Raw genomic sequence first — 17,484 nt, forward strand, 5'->3', positions numbered from 1 at the left:
TTAAAATTTAAAGTTTATAATATAGAAAATTATAATTCTGCCACAAAGGTCAGAAAGCAGAATTACATAGTTATTACAAAAGGAGTATTTCTCTAACAGCCCTTATTTATCTGTAAAACAATATAACAATAAAACGTTTATTATTTTTTCAGTCAAATCGTATAGGGATTATTACTCAAGAAGAGCGGCAGCGCCCAATAAACTGGAATCCTTTTGATGCGAAGCCACTACCCTCACATTATCCGATATGATTTTGTAGGGGAAACTTTGCATTGTTTGTTCCATAGCATCTTTAAAGAAAGGAAAAGCCGATACGATACCGCCTCCTAAAACAATAGCTTGGGGAGCATAGGCAAAAAGAATTGCCTTTATAAGATTGCCCAAATGCCTCCCAAACTCTTTCCAAATCTCCAATGCAGTTTGTTCTCCTTGCTGGGCTTTTTCAGCTACTACCGCACCGGTAGTTCCATAACGTTTAAACAAGAAACTACTGCAATAGTGTTCAAAATCAGAGTCCAAATAAGGAAATGAGCCTATCTCACCGGCTCCCATATATTGCCCACCATACAAATGGCGGTCAATGACAACACCAGCTCCAATTCCGGTCCCAATAGTAACGCCTACCATATTGGTGTAAGATTTTCCTTCGCCGTATAGGCTCTCCCCTAAAGTGAAACAGTTGGAATCATTATTAATGGCAACTGCCACCTTGAATTCGTTCTCCAAAATCTCCTTCAAGTGTATTTCTTTCCAAGAAGATATATTTGCTACATTATATACAATTCCTTTCTCCGGATCAACAATTGAAGGGACACCGATACCGATACCATCTACCTGCTCATTCATCATATTCCGAATAAGCTGGGAAAGCTGGTTTAACACAGTAGAAGCATCTTGCTGAGCTAAACATGGAACCGACACTTTATTCAAGCAGTTCCCTTTTTCCACTTGGGCTATTCGAATATTGGTTCCTCCTAAATCTATTGACAGTTTCATAGTATACAACATTAAGGTGTTCAACATGTGCAAAATTAAAAAAATGCTTTTTTTTCAGTATTCCCAATTGCGCATATAAATCTTCATTTTGCGCAAACATTACTGTCAATCAAATATTCCACCAAATCTTTTCCTCCAGGTTCACAGACAAAATCGATAAAAACAATACCACAATTCCGGCTATTCTTTTGTTTTAAATAGTCAGCAATAGACTTGTTCACCTTATCAGCAAAGACTTTAGGGGTTCCCAAGGGCAGCCCCGTCGCACTTACAAAAGTAATCCCCCACCGACGTGAAGAAACCGGCTCAACAGATATCCCTTCAATATTATGAATACAAACCCCGACCTTCTTCCCGACCTCCTCACCCGATTCATATTGATACTCATCTTCGAGCAGAGCTATCCCTTCCTTACCATCTTTATTGCGAAGAGTGAGCAGGCAAGTGCTGTCATCCTCCCAACCTACACATGCTGCTCCAGGATAATTATCCATAGCATAATCCCTATGCAGGAAAAGAATCTTTCCACGGCAATCTTTCAGCGTCAGTTCAGGGCGAAAGTCCATCACGAAATAACTTTGATACTTAGGGTTGTTTAAAGAAGCAGACAGCAGAGAAGCATAATCCCGCGATTCTCCCCCTTCCTTTTTCAAAGAAACAATCAAAGTCTCAGAAGGATATGTTTGCAAAAAGTGTATAAAAGCAGGTAAAACATCATCTTCCCAATATATATCCTGAAAGGCATGGCTGTGAAATACCCCCAGTTTATCATCCTTCTTTTCCAAACGGATATCAAAAGCGCGGATGCCTTGTTGCAATTGGGCAGGAATATCTGTTGCTTGCGTTTTCAACATATGCCCTCCTTTGATACTACCACTATCGTGTGAACCGGGAATAGAAATCTTACATATAGGAAGTGTATCATGGAGAATCCTCATCCACTCAGGCCGCAATGCAGCCTCATCCCCCGCCTCCGCACAAGTATCCTGCAATCTGGGAGCTGTAGCACAAACCGGAGCATTCAATAGAAATATGGTCAAAGCTAATACAACAACTGTTCTAAATCCGTTTCTCTTCATAGTATATTGCTTTTAAGTTTACTGCATGCAAATGTAGAGGGTTCATTCTTTTCCCTCATCCTAAATTGCGTATTTAGTTCTTCATTTTGCGCAAACATCAAAAGCAACATATAGTAACATCCGAGCCAAACGTAATGTACCTTTTCATTACATAGATGTACCTAACAAAAAATGCCATACATTCTCCGTACTGCGTATCTCATCCCAGACGAAGCCCTCCCAAGAAAAGGATTTCAACTCCTCAGGACACTCCAGACGGTTCTTAACAATAAAACGCGTCATCTCTCCGCGACACATCTTGGCATAGATAACGACAGTCTTCGGCTGTCCGGCCTTCCAAACTTGAAACTCGGGCGTAATAACACGCACCTCTTGCTCCACCCGCTTCCAGTCGAACAAATCTTTCATTTCAGCACTTGCCAAATTAATGAGAACACCGCCACAGTTTTTAATTTCCTCTATGAAGTAATCCGTCAACAAAGGCTTCCAATAATCAAACATGGATATTCCACCTTTTTCGGGCAAACGGACATCTCCTTCCAAGCGATAGGGTTTGATACCGTCCAGCGGGCGAAGCAACCCATAAAGAAAAGAAGTGATACGCAGATGTTCTTGCGCATAACGAAAATCCTCCGCCGAAAAATCCTTCGGAAGAATACGTTTAAAAACAGCTCCGGTATAGGCGCAGATGGCCGGCATCGGACAATTCTCTTCCGAACAGAAATCATGAAAACGCAAGCGGTTCTCGGCAGCAATTTTGGTATTCACCCGAAGAAGCCTTTCCAATTCGGATACCGAATACTGAGACATTTCCAACGCATTCCGCACAGCCTCCACCTCGAATTTCGGGACTGTGACTTCGGGCACGACAACAGAGCAGTGCGCTGCCATGGTCTTTGCACAAGAAATAAAAACAAGCATAGCAATATTTTTTTATAGATACAAAAATAAAGATTTTTAGTGGAGAATACATATAGTTATAAAGATTTTCCACAGAATCCACCTCCGTTTCAAGAGTTTTTCATACCTTTACACCTTGTTAGAGAAAAGTGCACGTATTAGCCCCCACTCCCCAACATCTCGAGATAGAAAAAGAAAAAATAATATATAAAATGACTCACAAATGGAATTATCAACCCATTACACCCGAACAGGCAGAAGCAAGCCAACAACTGGCCCAAGAATTGGGAATTAGCTCAATATTGGGAAAATTGCTGGTGGAGCGGGGAATAACAACGGCAGCGGATGCCCGAAAGTTTTTCCGCCCCCAATTACCGGACTTATACGACCCATTCCTGATGAAGGATATGGATATAGCCGTAGAGCGCCTGAACAAGGCAATGGGAAAGAAAGAGCGCATTCTTGTTTATGGAGATTATGACGTAGACGGTACCACGGCTGTGGCATTGGTCTACAAGTTTATTCAACAGTTCTATTCGAACATCGACTACTATATCCCCGACCGTTACAATGAGGGGTATGGAGTTTCAATCCAAGGAGTAGACTATGCCGCAGAGAGTGGTGTAGGTTTGATTATTGTATTGGACTGCGGTATCAAAGCCGTCGAAGAAATCACATACGCCAAGGAGAAAGGCATTGATTTCATCATCTGCGACCATCATGTCCCCGATGATGTACTGCCCCCTGCTGTAGCCATTCTGAATGCCAAACGGGAAGACAACACCTATCCTTATGAACATCTGTCCGGATGCGGTGTAGGCTTTAAGTTCATGCAGGCATTTGCCCTCAACAACGGTATCGAGTTCCATCACCTTATCCCTTTACTGGACCTCTGCGCCGTCAGTATCGCATCGGATATTGTCCCCATTATGGGTGAAAACCGCATTCTCGCCTACCACGGTTTGAAGCAGTTGAACAGTAATCCCAGCGTAGGCCTGAAAGCAATCATTGATGTCTGCGGACTGACGGACAAGGACATCACCGTCAGTGACATTGTATTCAAAATAGGTCCCCGCATCAACGCCTCCGGACGTATCCAGAACGGGAAAGAAGCTGTTGACTTGCTTACTGAAAAAGATTTCTCTCTTGCCCTGGAGAAAGCCGGACAAATCAACCAATACAACGAGACACGCAAGGACTTGGACAAGACCATGACCGAGGAGGCCAACAAGATTGTAGCTGACCTGGACGGACTTGCCGACCGACGTTCCATCGTATTGTACAATGAAGACTGGCATAAAGGCGTCATCGGCATCGTAGCCTCCCGGCTGACGGAAATCTATTACCGGCCGGCAGTAGTACTGACACGTACGGATGACATGGCAACCGGATCTGCCCGTTCCGTCTCCGGATTCGATGTCTACAAAGCCATTGAATACTGCCGCGACCTTCTGGAAAACTTCGGAGGTCATACCTACGCCGCCGGTCTTTCCATGAAGGTGGAAAATGTACCGGCCTTTATCGAACGCTTCGAAGAGTTCGTATCACAAAATATCCTGCCGGAACAGACATGCGCCGTCATCGACATCAATGCCGAGATTGATTTCAGAGACATCACTCCGAAATTCTTCAGCGACTTGAAGAAATTCAATCCATTCGGACCGGACAATGCCAAACCCATTTTCTGTACGCACAATGTCTATGATTATGGTACCAGCAAAGTCGTAGGCCGCGACCAGGAACATATCAAGCTAGAACTGGTGGATAATAAATCGAACAATGTAATGAACGGCATCGCTTTCGGGCAAAGTTCCCACGTACGCTTCATCAAGACCAAACGTTCCTTCGACATCTGCTATTCCATTGAAGAGAATACCCATAAGAGGGGTGAAGTGCAGTTGCAGATTGAAGACATAAAGCCGAACTGAAAGCCTCTCCCCTAACCCCTCCCCCACAGGGAGGGGAATAAGAATAGTCTCCTTATATTAAGGAAATGATGAAAATTGGTTGATGCTATAAGATTAGTAATCACTACTATTAGCATAGAGAAGGAAAGAATATCAATTCAACGATAAGAAGTAGCAAGAAAGTTCAATAAGACCATGAGCAGCAGTAGTAACTTCAAAACTCCCCTCCCTATGGGGGAGGGATTGGAGGTGAGGCTTCTGAAGCAATACTGGGGATACGATACCTTCCGGGGAATCCAGGAAGATATCATCAACAGCATTACCGAGGGACGGGACACTTTGGGACTAATGCCCACGGGAGGAGGAAAATCCATCACTTTCCAAGTTCCGGCACTTGCTAAAGAAGGACTTTGCCTGGTCATCACTCCGTTGATTGCCCTCATGAAAGACCAGGTACAAAACCTGAAAAAGCGGGGAATCAAGGCGCTTGCCATCTACTCAGGCATGAGCAGGCAGGAAATCATCGTCACACTGGAGAACTGTATATTCGGCAATTTCAAGTTCCTCTATATCTCCCCCGAAAGGCTCGATACTGAAATCTTCCGCACCAAACTGCAGAAGATGAAAATCAGTATGATTACGGTAGACGAAAGCCACTGCATATCGCAATGGGGCTACGATTTCCGTCCCGCCTATCTGAAGATAGCCGAAATACGCGAACTTCTGCCCGGCGTACCCATCCTGGCATTGACAGCCACCGCCACTCCGGAAGTAGTGAAAGATATCCAGGCCCGTCTGCATTTCCGTGAGGAAAATGTGTTCCGCATGAGTTTCGAACGCAAAAACCTTGCCTATATCGTCCGCAAGACGGAAAACAAGACGGGAGAGCTGTTGCACATCCTGCGCCGTATGCCCGGAAGCGCCATCATCTATGTGCGCAACCGCCGCCGCACCAAGGAAATTACCGAACTGCTGCACAACGAAGGCATCACCGCAGATTTCTACCATGCCGGACTGGACGATGCCACCAAAGACATCCGCCAACAACGCTGGCAGACGGGAGAAAGCCGCGTCATGGTCGCCACCAATGCATTCGGTATGGGTATCGACAAACCGGATGTACGGATTGTCATCCACATGGACCTGCCCGATTCCATAGAAGCCTACTTCCAGGAAGCAGGACGTGCCGGAAGGGACGGACAAAAAGCCTACGCGGTCATCCTTTACGCCAAGTCGGATAAGGCAACACTGCACAAACGCATTCCCGACACCTTTCCTGAAAAAGAGTATATAAAGGAAGTATATGAGCATCTTCAATACTATTACCAGATGGCAATGGGAGACGGACAAGGCTGTGTACGCGAGTTCAATATAGAAGACTTTTGCCGAAAGTTCAAGTACTTCCCCGTTCCCGTGGACAGTGCCTTGAAGATTCTGACACAAGCGGGATACCTGGAATATACAGACGAACAAGACAATGCATCCCGGCTACTGTTCACTATCCGTCGAGACGAACTTTATAAACTGAGAGAGCTCGGCGAAGATATGGACAAACTCATCCAAACCATTCTCCGCTCCTATACCGGGGTCTTCACAGACCATGCTTTCATCAATGAAGATTCACTGGCCATACGCACTGGACTCACACGCCGGCAAGTGTATGAACAGCTCATCCACCTAGCCAAGCTACGTATCGTCAGTTACATCCCCCGCAAAAAGACACCATATATAATATACACGCGAGAGAGGGTTGAAATGCGCCACCTGCAAATCTCTCCCGCCGTGTACGAGGAACGCAAAGAGCGGTATGAGAAACGCATAAGTGCCATGCTGGATTACGTGAGCAGCGATACCGTGTGCCGTAGTCGAATGCTGCTACACTACTTCGGAGAGAAGAACGAGCATAACTGCGGGCAGTGCGACACTTGCATCAATTTGAAGAACAAGAAACCTTCCGGCCACCTTTCGGAAAAGGAACTTTCTGAAAAGATTCTTCAAGCCCTATCTGATAAACCACAAACTCCAGCCACTTTGGCAGAACAGATACCGGACGATAAAAACATGCTCATCGATGTGTTACATGAATTGTTGGACGAAGGTAAGGTAATTGCTGTCAACGGAATGCTTCAAATCAAAAAATAATTCATTACTTTTGCCGTTGGAAAAGAATGTCCTGCCGCTGAGAGGAACATCTCTTATCAGCCATGCCCCTCCTTTTCCTTTTTAATTTTTAATTCTTTAATTTTTAATCACCTATGGGATTCTTTAAATCTTTTTTCTCCGGCAAGTCAGACAGTCCGGCAAATGAGAAACAAAAAAACGAGCAGAAGAATTTTGAGATATTCAAGTATGACGGTATGCGTGCACAACGCATGGGCCGTACAGACTACGCCATCAAATGCTTCACTGAAGCCCTTGCCATTCAAGAAGACTTTGAGACCATGGGCTACCTTGCCCAAGTCTACACCCAGACCAACGAACTGGACGAGGCACACAAACTGCTGGAACGTATGACCGAAATAGAGCCGGAACATACCTCCACCTACCTCAGTCTAGCCAACGTATGCTACATGCTGGAAGACTATCCCGCCATGGCAGGAGCGGCAAAGAAAGCTATCGAAATAGAAGAAGGCAACGCCATGGCACACTACCTGCTAGGCAAAGCAGACAATGGGCAAGGGGACGGCATCATGTGCATCGCTCATCTTACGAAAGCCATCGTACTGAAAGATGATTTCATCGAAGCACGTCTGCTCCGTGCCGAAGCACTGGTCCAAATACAGCAATACAAGGAAGCGATGGAAGACATAGACACCATTCTGGCACAAGACCCGGAAGACGAAAGTGCCATCTTGCTCCGCGGAAAGATAGAAGAAGCTACGGGAAACAAAGAAAAAGCAGAAAGCAGCTATCAGAAAGTGACGGAGTTGAATCCCTTCAACGAACAAGCCTTCCTCTACTTAGGACAGCTTTACATCACCCAAAACAAGCTGGCAGAAGCCATCGAGCTCTTTACGGAAGCCACAGAACTGAACCCTAATTTCGCAGAGGCCTATCATGAGCGCGGACGTGCCAAGTTGCTGAACGGCGACAAGGAAGGTTCTGCAGAAGACATGAAGAAAGGACTGGAACTCAATCCTAAAGAGATACAGAACTTTAACGGACAATATGGTAACCAACCGGGGGGAAGTACCGGTAATATCCTAGGATTATAACAAATTCAATTATTGCCGCCAATGAAACGAAATTTATTTCTATCAGTACTTTTTGTACTGATGTTCGCACCTGCCCATGCACAGCAAGTGAACATATTGTCCTATAACGTACATAATTGCATCGGTATGGACAAGGAGTACAATTACCGACGCATTGCCAATGTTATCAGTCAAACTTCTCCGGACATAGTCGCCCTGCAGGAACTTGACAGTGTTACGGTGCGCAACAAAGGAATCCATGCTCTCGGAGAACTAGAAAAACTGACCGGAATGCACGGGACTTATGCAGCAGCCATTCCTTTTCAGGGTGGAAGCTACGGCATCGGAATCCTCTCCAGAGAGATACCCATAAAATACAAAATCATTCCAATGCCCGGACGGGAAGAAAAACGCACCCTCATTATTGCAGAATTTAAAGATTATGTATTTTGTGCCACACACCAGTCCCTCACTCCAGAAGACCAGCTCCTTGCCGTACCATTGATAGAAAAAGCCTTGCAAAACGTCGATAAGCCCATCTTTATGGCAGGCGACATGAACTCTGCACCAGCAAGCGCTCCCCAGCTGGAATTGGCAAAACATTTTGCCACCCTCAATGACACAACCTCTTATACTTTCCCGGCAGACCGTCCCAACCGATGTATAGACTACATCTACGGCTATTCCAAGAATGGGTATCGGTTTGACGTACAATACCGGAAAGTCATAGAAGACACCATTTCATCCGACCATCGTCCGGTTCAAGTCATTGTACAAATTAAAGGGAAATAAGTTAAATTGCTACTATCCCTAAAAAAACATTGTTTTTTGTTTGTATATAAAAGAAAAGCATTACTTTTGTCGCGTAATTCAAAAACAGAGAATACAAGTATGAAGTCATTTACTTATGCATATTACTTCTTTTTTTACTTTTACTTTAGCCAAAAAGTAGAGCGGGAGTTTGTATGTATCAAGTGACAGTGATGCTTAAGGACTGAATAGAGAAACAAGTAAATATACAGAATCCCGCTCCATCGTATGGAAGCGGGATTTTTTTTATAGCATAACCAAGAAAATAAAGAATAATGAGAAAGGTAGCCATTCAAGGAACATTAGGCTCGTATCACGACATCGCCGCACACAAGTACTTCGAAGGAGAAGAAATAGAGTTAATCTGTTGCGCCAACTTTGAAGACGTGTTCAGTGCCATCAAAAAAGACAGTCAGACCATAGGAATGCTGGCAATAGAAAACACCATTGCAGGTAGTTTGCTACATAACAATGAGCTATTACGCCAAAGTGGTGCACAGATTGTTGGCGAATACAAGCTGCGCATTTCCCATAGTTTTGTCTGCCTGCCCGATGAAGACTGGGCTAATATTACCGAAGTCAACTCCCACCCTATCGCCCTGATGCAATGCCGTGAATTCCTCGGACAGCACCCCAGTATAAAAGTGGTGGAAGGCGAAGATACCGCCCGCAGTGCCGAAATCATCCAAAAAGAAAACCTGAAAGGCCATGCTGCCATCTGCTCCAAAGCAGCCGCAGAGCGTTATGGCATGAAGATTCTGCAGGAAGGCATCGAAACAAACAAGCACAACTTCACCCGCTTCCTTGTGGTAGCCGACCCTTGGCAGGTGGATGAACTGAACCGGCACCGCAGCAAGGATGTCAACAAGGCCAGCATGGTGTTCACACTGCCCCACACCGAAGGAAGCCTTTCTCAAGTATTGTCCATCTTGTCCTTCTACAGAATCAATCTGACCAAAATACAGTCCCTCCCCATCATCGGACGGGAATGGGAGTATCAGTTTTACGTAGATGTCGTGTTCGACAATGTACTGAGATACAAACAATCTATCGCAGCAATCACACCGCTGACCAAAGAACTAAAAATATTAGGAGAATATGAAGATGGAAAATCAAACATCTAAGATAAAGCCAGCCGAACGTCTGGCAAGCGTAAGCGAATACTACTTCTCGAAGAAACTGAAAGAAGTGGCGCAAATGAACGCCGAAGGCAAGGATGTCATCAGTCTGGGCATCGGAAGCCCTGACATGCCACCCTCTGAAAAGACCATCCAAACGCTCTGCGAAGCCGCCTGCAACCCGGATGGACACGGCTACATGCCCTACGTGGGCATCCCCGAACTGCGCCAAGCCTTTGCCCGGTGGTACGAGAAGTGGTACGGCGTAGCATTGAATCCCAACACAGAGATACAACCGCTTATCGGTTCCAAAGAAGGCATCCTGCACGTGACGCTTGCTTTTGTCAACCCCGGCGAACAAGTGCTGGTGCCCAATCCGGGGTATCCCACCTACACCTCATTGAGCAAGATTCTCGGTGCCGAAGTGGTGAACTACAACCTAAAAGAAGAAAACGGCTGGATGCCCGACTTCGACGAGCTGGAACAAATGGACATGAGCCGCGTGAAGCTGATGTGGACCAACTATCCCAACATGCCCACCGGAGCCAATGCCACCCCCGAACTATACCGGAAGTTGGTAGACTTTGCCCGCCGCAAGGACATCGTCATCGTGAACGACAACCCCTACAGCTTCATCCTGAACGAACACCCCATCAGTATCCTCAGCATCCCCGGCGCCAAGGAGTGTTGCATAGAGTTCAACTCCATGAGCAAGAGCCACAACATGCCGGGCTGGCGTATCGGCATGCTTGCCTCTAATGCCGACTTCGTGCAATGGATACTAAAAGTGAAGAGCAACATCGACAGCGGCATGTTCCGCGCCATGCAACTCGCCGCCGCCACTGCACTGGAAGCCGAACACGACTGGTATGACGGCAACAACGCCAACTACCGCAACCGCCGCAGGCTGGCAGGCGAAATCATGCACACCCTGGGATGCACGTACGATGAAAACCAGGTAGGCATGTTCCTCTGGGGCAAAATACCCGACACCTGTGCAGATGTGGAGGAGCTGACGGAACGCGTGCTGCACAAGGCGCGTGTATTCATCACCCCGGGATTTATCTTCGGCAGCAACGGCAAGAGATACATCCGCATCTCCCTCTGCTGCAAGGACCAAAAGCTGGCAGAAGCATTGAGCCGCATCAAGGAGATAATGAATTAGCACATAGGATATAGTATATTAAGAATCATACCCTTATGTTTACCTGTATTTTCAAAGGCAGGTAAATGCATTTTCCATATAGGGTAACGATAGTTCCCATATAGGGAAACGACGATTCCCATATAGGAAAACGGACAGTGAAAAAGAGACATTCATACAACAAACTTTAAAAAACTAATAAACAAAGAATATGGAACTCGAATTAGAACCCATCACCCTTCCCGGCATTGAGGACAAACGCCCCCTCATCATTGCCGGCCCTTGTAGCGCAGAGACAGAAGAACAAGTAATGAGCACTGCCAAACAACTGGCAGACAAAGGCATCAAACTATTCCGTGCCGGCATCTGGAAACCGCGTACCAAACCGGGCGGTTTCGAAGGCATCGGTGTAGACGGCCTTACCTGGCTGAAAGAGGTAAAGAAGGAAACCGGCATGTACGTTTCCACCGAAGTAGCCACCGCCAAACATGTATACGAATGCCTAAAGGCTGGAGTTGACCTTCTTTGGGTAGGTGCACGTACCACCGCCAACCCTTTCGCCGTACAAGAAATTGCTGATGCACTGAAAGGCGTCGATATCCCGGTACTGGTAAAGAATCCGGTAAATCCCGACTTGGAGCTCTGGATTGGAGCTTTGGAACGCATCAACAATGCAGGCCTGAAACGCCTAGGTGCCATCCACCGCGGATTCAGCAGCTATGACAAGAAGCTCTACCGTAACTTGCCCCAATGGCATATCCCCATTGAGTTGCGCCGACGCATCCCGAACCTGCCCATCATCTGCGACCCCAGCCATATAGGTGGAAAGCGCGAACTGGTAGCTCCACTCTGCCAGCAAGCTATGGATTTGGGCTTCAACGGACTGATTATCGAGAGTCACTGCAACCCGGATTGTGCCTGGAGCGATGCAGCACAACAAGTAACTCCGGATGTGCTAGATTACATCCTCAACCTGCTCGTCATCCGCAAGGAAACGCAAAGCACTGAAAACCTCAGTGAATTACGTAAGCAGATTGACGAATGTGATAACAATCTCATTCAAGAGCTGGCCAAGCGAATGCGTGTGGCACGAGAAATCGGCACTTACAAAAAGGAACATGATATGACCATCCTACAAACCGGACGCTACAACGAAATCCTTGAGAAACGCGGCTCGCAAGGTGCATTGTGCGGTATGGATGCCGAGTTCATCAAAAAGGTATTTGAGGCGATACACGAAGAGAGTGTGAGGCAACAAATGGAAATTATAAATAAGTAATTATTTAATGTACTAATGTGCCAATGTGCTAATTGGCTGCGCAGTAATGCCGCATGGCAATTAGCACATCAGCACATTAACACATTAGCACATTAAACATCATGAGAATATTAATACTTGGAGCCGGAAAAATGGGCTCTTTCTTTACAGATATATTGAGTTTCCAGCACGAGACGGCTGTGTTCGACGTTAACCCGCACCAACTGCGTTTTGTCTACAACACCTACCGTTTCACTACATTGGAAGAAATCAAGGAATTCGAACCAGAACTAGTCATCAATGCAGCTACGGTGAAATACACACTGGACGCCTTCCGCCAAGTGTTGCCAGTACTGCCTAAGGACTGCATCATCAGTGACATTGCTTCGGTAAAGACCGGATTGAAGAAATTTTACGAAGAAAGCGGTTTCCGATATGTATCGACACACCCCATGTTCGGCCCGACTTTTGCCAGTCTTAGTAATCTGAATACAGAGAATGCCATCATCATCAGCGAAGGTGACCACTTGGGAAAAATTTTCTTTAAAGACCTTTACCAGACAATGAAGCTAAATATCTTTGAATATACATTCGACGAACATGATGAGACTGTAGCCTATTCGCTGTCCATCCCTTTTGTTTCTACCTTCGTATTTTCGGCAGTCATGAAACACCAGGAAGCTCCGGGCACTACATTCAAAAAGCACATGGCTATCGCCAAAGGATTGCTGAGTGAAGACGATTACCTGCTCCAAGAAATTCTCTTCAACCCGCGCACTCCCTCACAAGTGGAGAACATCCGTCTGGAACTGAAGAATCTGCTGGAAATCATCAACAACAAGGATGCGGAAGGCATGAAGAAGTATCTGACCAAAATCAGAGAAAAGATTAAATAGATAAAATGTCCATTGTGAAAACATCAGGTTCCCTCGTCCTCAACGAGGGATTTTTTTTATCTTTGCACTGTTAATAGAACCGCTTTCATGATAGACCAACCCACTATAGACAGAATTCTTGATGCCGCACAAATATACGATGTAGTATCGGACTTCGTTACCCTGCGCAAACGCGGTGTGAATTATGTAGGACTGTGTCCCTTCCACGATGACAAAACCCCTTCCTTCTATGTATCCCCCGCCAAAGGGCTCTGCAAGTGCTTTGCCTGCGGAAAAGGAGGAAATGTAGTGCATTTCATCATGGAACACGAACAGATGTCTTATCCTGAGGCACTGAAATATCTTGCTAAGAAATACGGCATTGAAATCAAAGAACGCGAACTATCCAGTGAGGAGAAGATAGCACAGAGCGAACGGGAAAGCCTCTTCATCGTAAACAACTTTGCCCGCGACTACTTCCAGAACATCCTAAAGAACCACATAGACGGACGGAGTATCGGTATGGCCTATTTCCGCAGCCGCGGCTTCCGCGATGACATCATCGAGAAGTTCCAGTTAGGTTACTGTACCGAGAGCCACGATGCACTCGCTCAAGAAGCCCTAAAGAAAGGATACAAAAAAGACTATCTCGTCAAGACCGGCCTCTGCTACGAAACAGACGACCACCGACTGCGTGACCGCTTCTGGGGGCGGGTTATCTTTCCGGTACACACTCTCTCCGGCAAGGTGGTAGCTTTCGGAGGACGTGTGCTTGCCGGTGCCACCAAAGGCGTCAAGGTAAAGTACGTCAACTCGCCTGAATCGGAAATTTATCATAAAAGCAACGAGCTGTACGGCATATACTTTGCCAAACAAGCCATTATGAAACAAGATCGTTGCTTTCTGGTCGAAGGTTATACAGACGTCATTTCCATGCACCAATCGGGCATAGAGAATGTGGTTGCTTCTTCGGGTACAGCATTGACACCCGGACAAATCCGGATGATTCATCGCTTCACCAACAATATGACAGTACTTTACGACGGTGATGCTGCCGGTATAAAGGCCTCTATCCGAGGTATTGACATGTTGCTAGAAGAAGGCATGAACGTCAAAGTTTGCCTCCTGCCCGACGGGGACGACCCGGACTCCTTTGCTCGCAAACACAATGCGACGGAATTCCAGAATTTCATACAAGAGAATGAAACGGACTTTATCCGCTTTAAAACCAATCTGTTGCTTGAAGATGCAGGAAAAGACCCCATCAAGCGCGCCGAGCTTATAGGAAACCTTGTGCAGAGCATTTCCATCATTCCCGAAGCCATTGTGCGCGATGTCTATATCAAGGAGTGCGCCCAATTACTGCACGTAGAAGACAAACTGCTGGTTTCTGAGGTTGCCAAACGTCGCGAAAAGCAAGCCGAGCAACAAGCTGAGCGAGCAGAACGTGAGCGTCGGTCGGCCAATGCCTCAAGAGCCAATGCAGAAGCAGGCATCAATGGCAGTCAAACAGCCACAGTTGCCCCCCCCGACGCACAGCAAGTTATCGGCTACCCGCCCGAATCACTGCCTGCCAGTCTCCCTTCCGAAACACCTCCACCTTTTCTACCCCAGGAAGAATATGTATCCTTCATCCCGCAGGAAGGCAAGGAAGGCCAGGAGTTCTATAAATACGAACGGCTTATTCTGAAGATGGTAGTGCTCTATGGCGAGCGGGTGATGTGCAATGTCACCAATGAAGAGGGGCAGGAAACTCCTATCACTGTAACTGAATATATAGTCAATGATTTAAAAGAAGACGAGCTTGCCTTCCATAATCCGCTTCACCGGCAAATCCTGACAGAGGCTGCCGAACGTATCCACAATGAGGGCTTTACTGCCGAACGGTATTTTGTGGCGCATCCCGACCCCGTCATCAGCAAGCTGAGCGTGGAGCTTATCAGCAACCGCTATCAGTTAAGGAAATCACAGATAGAACAAATGGTGACGGACGAAGAACGCCTTTATGAGCTAATACCACGGTTAATGATTAACTTCAAATATGCCATCGTCTGCGAAGAATTGAAGCATACTCTATTTGCATTGCAAAACCCTACCATAGCCAACGATGAAACTCAATGCAACAGTATCATGGAGCGCTACAACGAATTGAACAAAGTAAAAAGCATCATGGCAAAGCGACTGGGAGACAGAGTCATCCTGAATTTTTAAATTCAATTCGGAGAGTTTTCTATCAAGAATTATGCCTGATTAAATTCATAAATTCCTCGCGGGTCTTCGCTTGGTTGAATGCTCCGGTAAAATCGGATGTAGTGGTAATGGAGTTCTGTTTCTCTACTCCGCGCATCTGCATGCACATGTGTTTAGCCTCCACAACAACCATAACCCCCAGCGGATTCAGCGTCTCCTGAATACATTCTTTTATTTGGAGAGTCATACGTTCCTGCACTTGCAGGCGGTGAGAGAAAATATCCACTACGCGGGCTATCTTGCTCAGTCCGGTAATATAGCCGTTAGGAATATATGCCACATGTGCCTTTCCGTAGAAGGGAAGCATGTGATGTTCGCAAAGTGAGAAAAAATCAATGTCTTTCACAATCACCATCTGACTGTATTCTTCTTGAAACTTGGCTGAACGGAGTACCTCGTGCGGGTCCATATGATACCCTTTCGTCAACGACAACATGGCCTTCGCAACCCGTTCAGGTGTCTTCTGCAAACCTTCACGTCCGGCATCTTCACCCAGCAGAGTAAGGATGCGGTGATAATGTTCCTTCAGTTCATCCAATGAAGGAGATACAATTTCTTCTTTTCCTAACATGATATTCTTTATAAAGGGATATTTATCTGCTCTTTCACAATAGAGACTTCCTTGAATACACCGGTAGCCCGCAACTGACGCATCATGGCATCCGCTTCTTCGATACTGCGGAAATCTCCTGCACGGCACAACCAGCGAGGAGGATTGAAAGAGGTATAAACTGTAAGTTCGGGGAAATGTTCCTTGATGCGGGTAGCTACCGCATAAGCTTCGTTCTTGGCCTGACGGGTATTATTCCCTGCATAAACCTGTATGCGGTAACCCGAACTTTTAATTACTTTCTGCTCATCCGAACCGGCAGGTACATATTCTGAACCTATCAATGCCGCAATGCGCGCATCTTGATGGATAGTCACCCTGCCTTGTCCTGGTACATTACGTTCCAGGCTTTTCACAATATTGTTCTGCGCTACAGAAATCGTTGCAAAAACGAAACATGCAACTAAAAGTAAACCAAGCTTTTTCATAATTGATAATTGATAGTAGATAATTGATAATGAAAAACAAAGGGAATTGATAACTGACAACGGGCACATCCCCATTATCAATTATCAATCCTCCATTATCCATTAATTAAAGGCATCGATGATACCCTTGAAGTCAGAAACCTTCAAGGCAGCACCGCCAATCAGACCGCCGTCAACATCCGGGTTGGCAAACAATTCCTTTGCATTGGAGGGCTTGCAGCTACCACCATAAAGGATAGAGCAGTTGTCAGCGATTTCCTTACCATACTTTTCAGCAATCAATGAACGGATGAAAGCGTGGATTTCCTGTGCTTGTTCTGCAGTAGCAGTCTTACCGGTACCGATAGCCCAAACCGGCTCGTAAGCCAAGATAATCTTAGAGAAATCTTCGGCAGACAAAGAGAATACAGAAGCCAGCTGAGCAGCTACCACTTCATTCTGCTTGTTTGCTTCACGTTCTTCCAATACCTCACCGATACAGAAAATCGGAGTCAGACCGTTAGCCAAAGCCAATTTTACTTTTTCTTCCAGAATAGCAACTGTTTCACCATAGTAAGCACGACGTTCAGAGTGACCCAGAATGACATATTTTGCACCAGTAGAAGCAACCATAGCAGCTGATACTTCGCCGGTATATGCGCCTGACTCCTTGTCTGCACAGTTTTCTGCACCTACACCAATCTTGGCAGCGTCTACCAAAGGAGTAACAGATGCCAGGTGGATAAACGGAGTACAGATGATTACATCACAGTTAGGCTTTTCGTTAGCCAATGTTTCATTCAGTTCTTTTGCAAGAGCAATACCCTCTTGGAGGGTTTTGTTCATTTTCCAGTTTCCTGCAACAATGTTTTTTCTCATTTTTTTTATTATTAAAAGGGTTAATGTATTTACTATTTGACAATTTACTATTTACTA

General features: G+C 45.9%; 15 protein-coding genes. 9 read left to right on the forward strand and 6 right to left on the reverse strand.

Going from position 1 to position 17,484, the window contains the following annotated elements; all coding sequences use genetic code 11:
* Positions 1-171 precede the first annotated feature (171 nt).
* From ITJ87_RS00445 to yaaA, 3 genes are all read right to left on the reverse strand, one after another.
* Positions 172-996 (reverse strand): ROK family protein, encoded by an 825-nt coding sequence (locus tag ITJ87_RS00445; RefSeq protein ID WP_117965250.1) that lies wholly within the window; start codon positions 994-996, stop codon positions 172-174.
* A gap of 83 nt (positions 997-1,079) precedes the next feature.
* A complete protein-coding gene (locus ITJ87_RS00450; protein ID WP_117965222.1) occupies positions 1,080-2,075 on the reverse strand; it encodes a phosphatidylinositol-specific phospholipase C in 996 nt (331 codons plus the stop codon).
* Positions 2,076-2,222: 147 nt separating this feature from the next.
* Positions 2,223-2,996, reverse strand: coding sequence for a peroxide stress protein YaaA (gene yaaA / locus ITJ87_RS00455; RefSeq protein WP_117965219.1), 774 nt, complete (start codon positions 2,994-2,996; stop codon positions 2,223-2,225).
* A gap of 191 nt (positions 2,997-3,187) precedes the next feature.
* On the opposite strand from yaaA, the gene recJ reads away from it, so the two are divergent.
* The 9 genes from recJ (at position 3,188) to dnaG (ending at position 15,492) form a co-directional block, all read left to right on the forward strand.
* Positions 3,188-4,903: a single-stranded-DNA-specific exonuclease RecJ gene (gene recJ / locus ITJ87_RS00460; protein ID WP_117965217.1), complete on the forward strand. Its 1,716-nt coding sequence runs from the start codon at positions 3,188-3,190 to the stop codon at positions 4,901-4,903.
* Between the two features lie 210 nt (positions 4,904-5,113).
* Positions 5,114-7,024: an ATP-dependent DNA helicase RecQ gene (locus tag ITJ87_RS00465; RefSeq protein ID WP_117965215.1), complete on the forward strand. Its 1,911-nt coding sequence runs from the start codon at positions 5,114-5,116 to the stop codon at positions 7,022-7,024.
* Positions 7,025-7,137: 113 nt separating this feature from the next.
* A complete protein-coding gene (locus ITJ87_RS00470; RefSeq protein ID WP_117965213.1) occupies positions 7,138-8,097 on the forward strand; it encodes a tetratricopeptide repeat protein in 960 nt (319 codons plus the stop codon).
* A gap of 21 nt (positions 8,098-8,118) precedes the next feature.
* Positions 8,119-8,868: an endonuclease/exonuclease/phosphatase family protein gene (locus ITJ87_RS00475; RefSeq protein WP_117965211.1), complete on the forward strand. Its 750-nt coding sequence runs from the start codon at positions 8,119-8,121 to the stop codon at positions 8,866-8,868.
* Positions 8,869-9,161: 293 nt separating this feature from the next.
* A complete protein-coding gene (locus ITJ87_RS00480) occupies positions 9,162-10,010 on the forward strand; it encodes a prephenate dehydratase (RefSeq protein WP_117600826.1) in 849 nt (282 codons plus the stop codon).
* Positions 9,985-11,169: a pyridoxal phosphate-dependent aminotransferase gene (locus ITJ87_RS00485; protein WP_117965209.1), complete on the forward strand. Its 1,185-nt coding sequence runs from the start codon at positions 9,985-9,987 to the stop codon at positions 11,167-11,169. Before ITJ87_RS00480 ends, ITJ87_RS00485 begins: the two co-directional genes overlap by 26 nt.
* Before the next feature lie 190 nt (positions 11,170-11,359).
* Positions 11,360-12,427 (forward strand): bifunctional 3-deoxy-7-phosphoheptulonate synthase/chorismate mutase type II, encoded by a 1,068-nt coding sequence (locus ITJ87_RS00490; RefSeq protein ID WP_117965207.1) that lies wholly within the window; start codon positions 11,360-11,362, stop codon positions 12,425-12,427.
* Between the two features lie 101 nt (positions 12,428-12,528).
* Positions 12,529-13,302: a prephenate dehydrogenase/arogenate dehydrogenase family protein gene (locus tag ITJ87_RS00495; protein ID WP_117600823.1), complete on the forward strand. Its 774-nt coding sequence runs from the start codon at positions 12,529-12,531 to the stop codon at positions 13,300-13,302.
* Positions 13,303-13,389: 87 nt separating this feature from the next.
* On the forward strand, positions 13,390-15,492 hold the full coding sequence (gene dnaG / locus ITJ87_RS00500; RefSeq protein ID WP_117600822.1) for a DNA primase: 2,103 nt from the start codon (positions 13,390-13,392) through the stop codon (positions 15,490-15,492).
* A gap of 22 nt (positions 15,493-15,514) precedes the next feature.
* Here the strand turns inward: dnaG and folE are convergent, their stop codons facing one another.
* From folE to tpiA, 3 genes are all read right to left on the reverse strand, one after another.
* Complete coding sequence (gene folE / locus ITJ87_RS00505; protein WP_005829983.1) at positions 15,515-16,102, reverse strand: GTP cyclohydrolase I FolE; 588 nt, start codon at positions 16,100-16,102, stop codon at positions 15,515-15,517.
* An 8-nt stretch (positions 16,103-16,110) separates the two neighbouring features.
* A complete protein-coding gene (locus tag ITJ87_RS00510; RefSeq protein ID WP_117600821.1) occupies positions 16,111-16,569 on the reverse strand; it encodes an SPOR domain-containing protein in 459 nt (152 codons plus the stop codon).
* 102 nt (positions 16,570-16,671) lie between these two features.
* On the reverse strand, positions 16,672-17,427 hold the full coding sequence (tpiA, locus tag ITJ87_RS00515) for a triose-phosphate isomerase (protein WP_005829974.1): 756 nt from the start codon (positions 17,425-17,427) through the stop codon (positions 16,672-16,674).
* Between the last annotated feature and the right edge of the window lie 57 nt (positions 17,428-17,484).

This window comes from Bacteroides sp. HF-162 (genome assembly GCF_015679285.1).
Lineage (GTDB): Bacteria > Bacteroidota > Bacteroidia > Bacteroidales > Bacteroidaceae > Bacteroides > Bacteroides uniformis.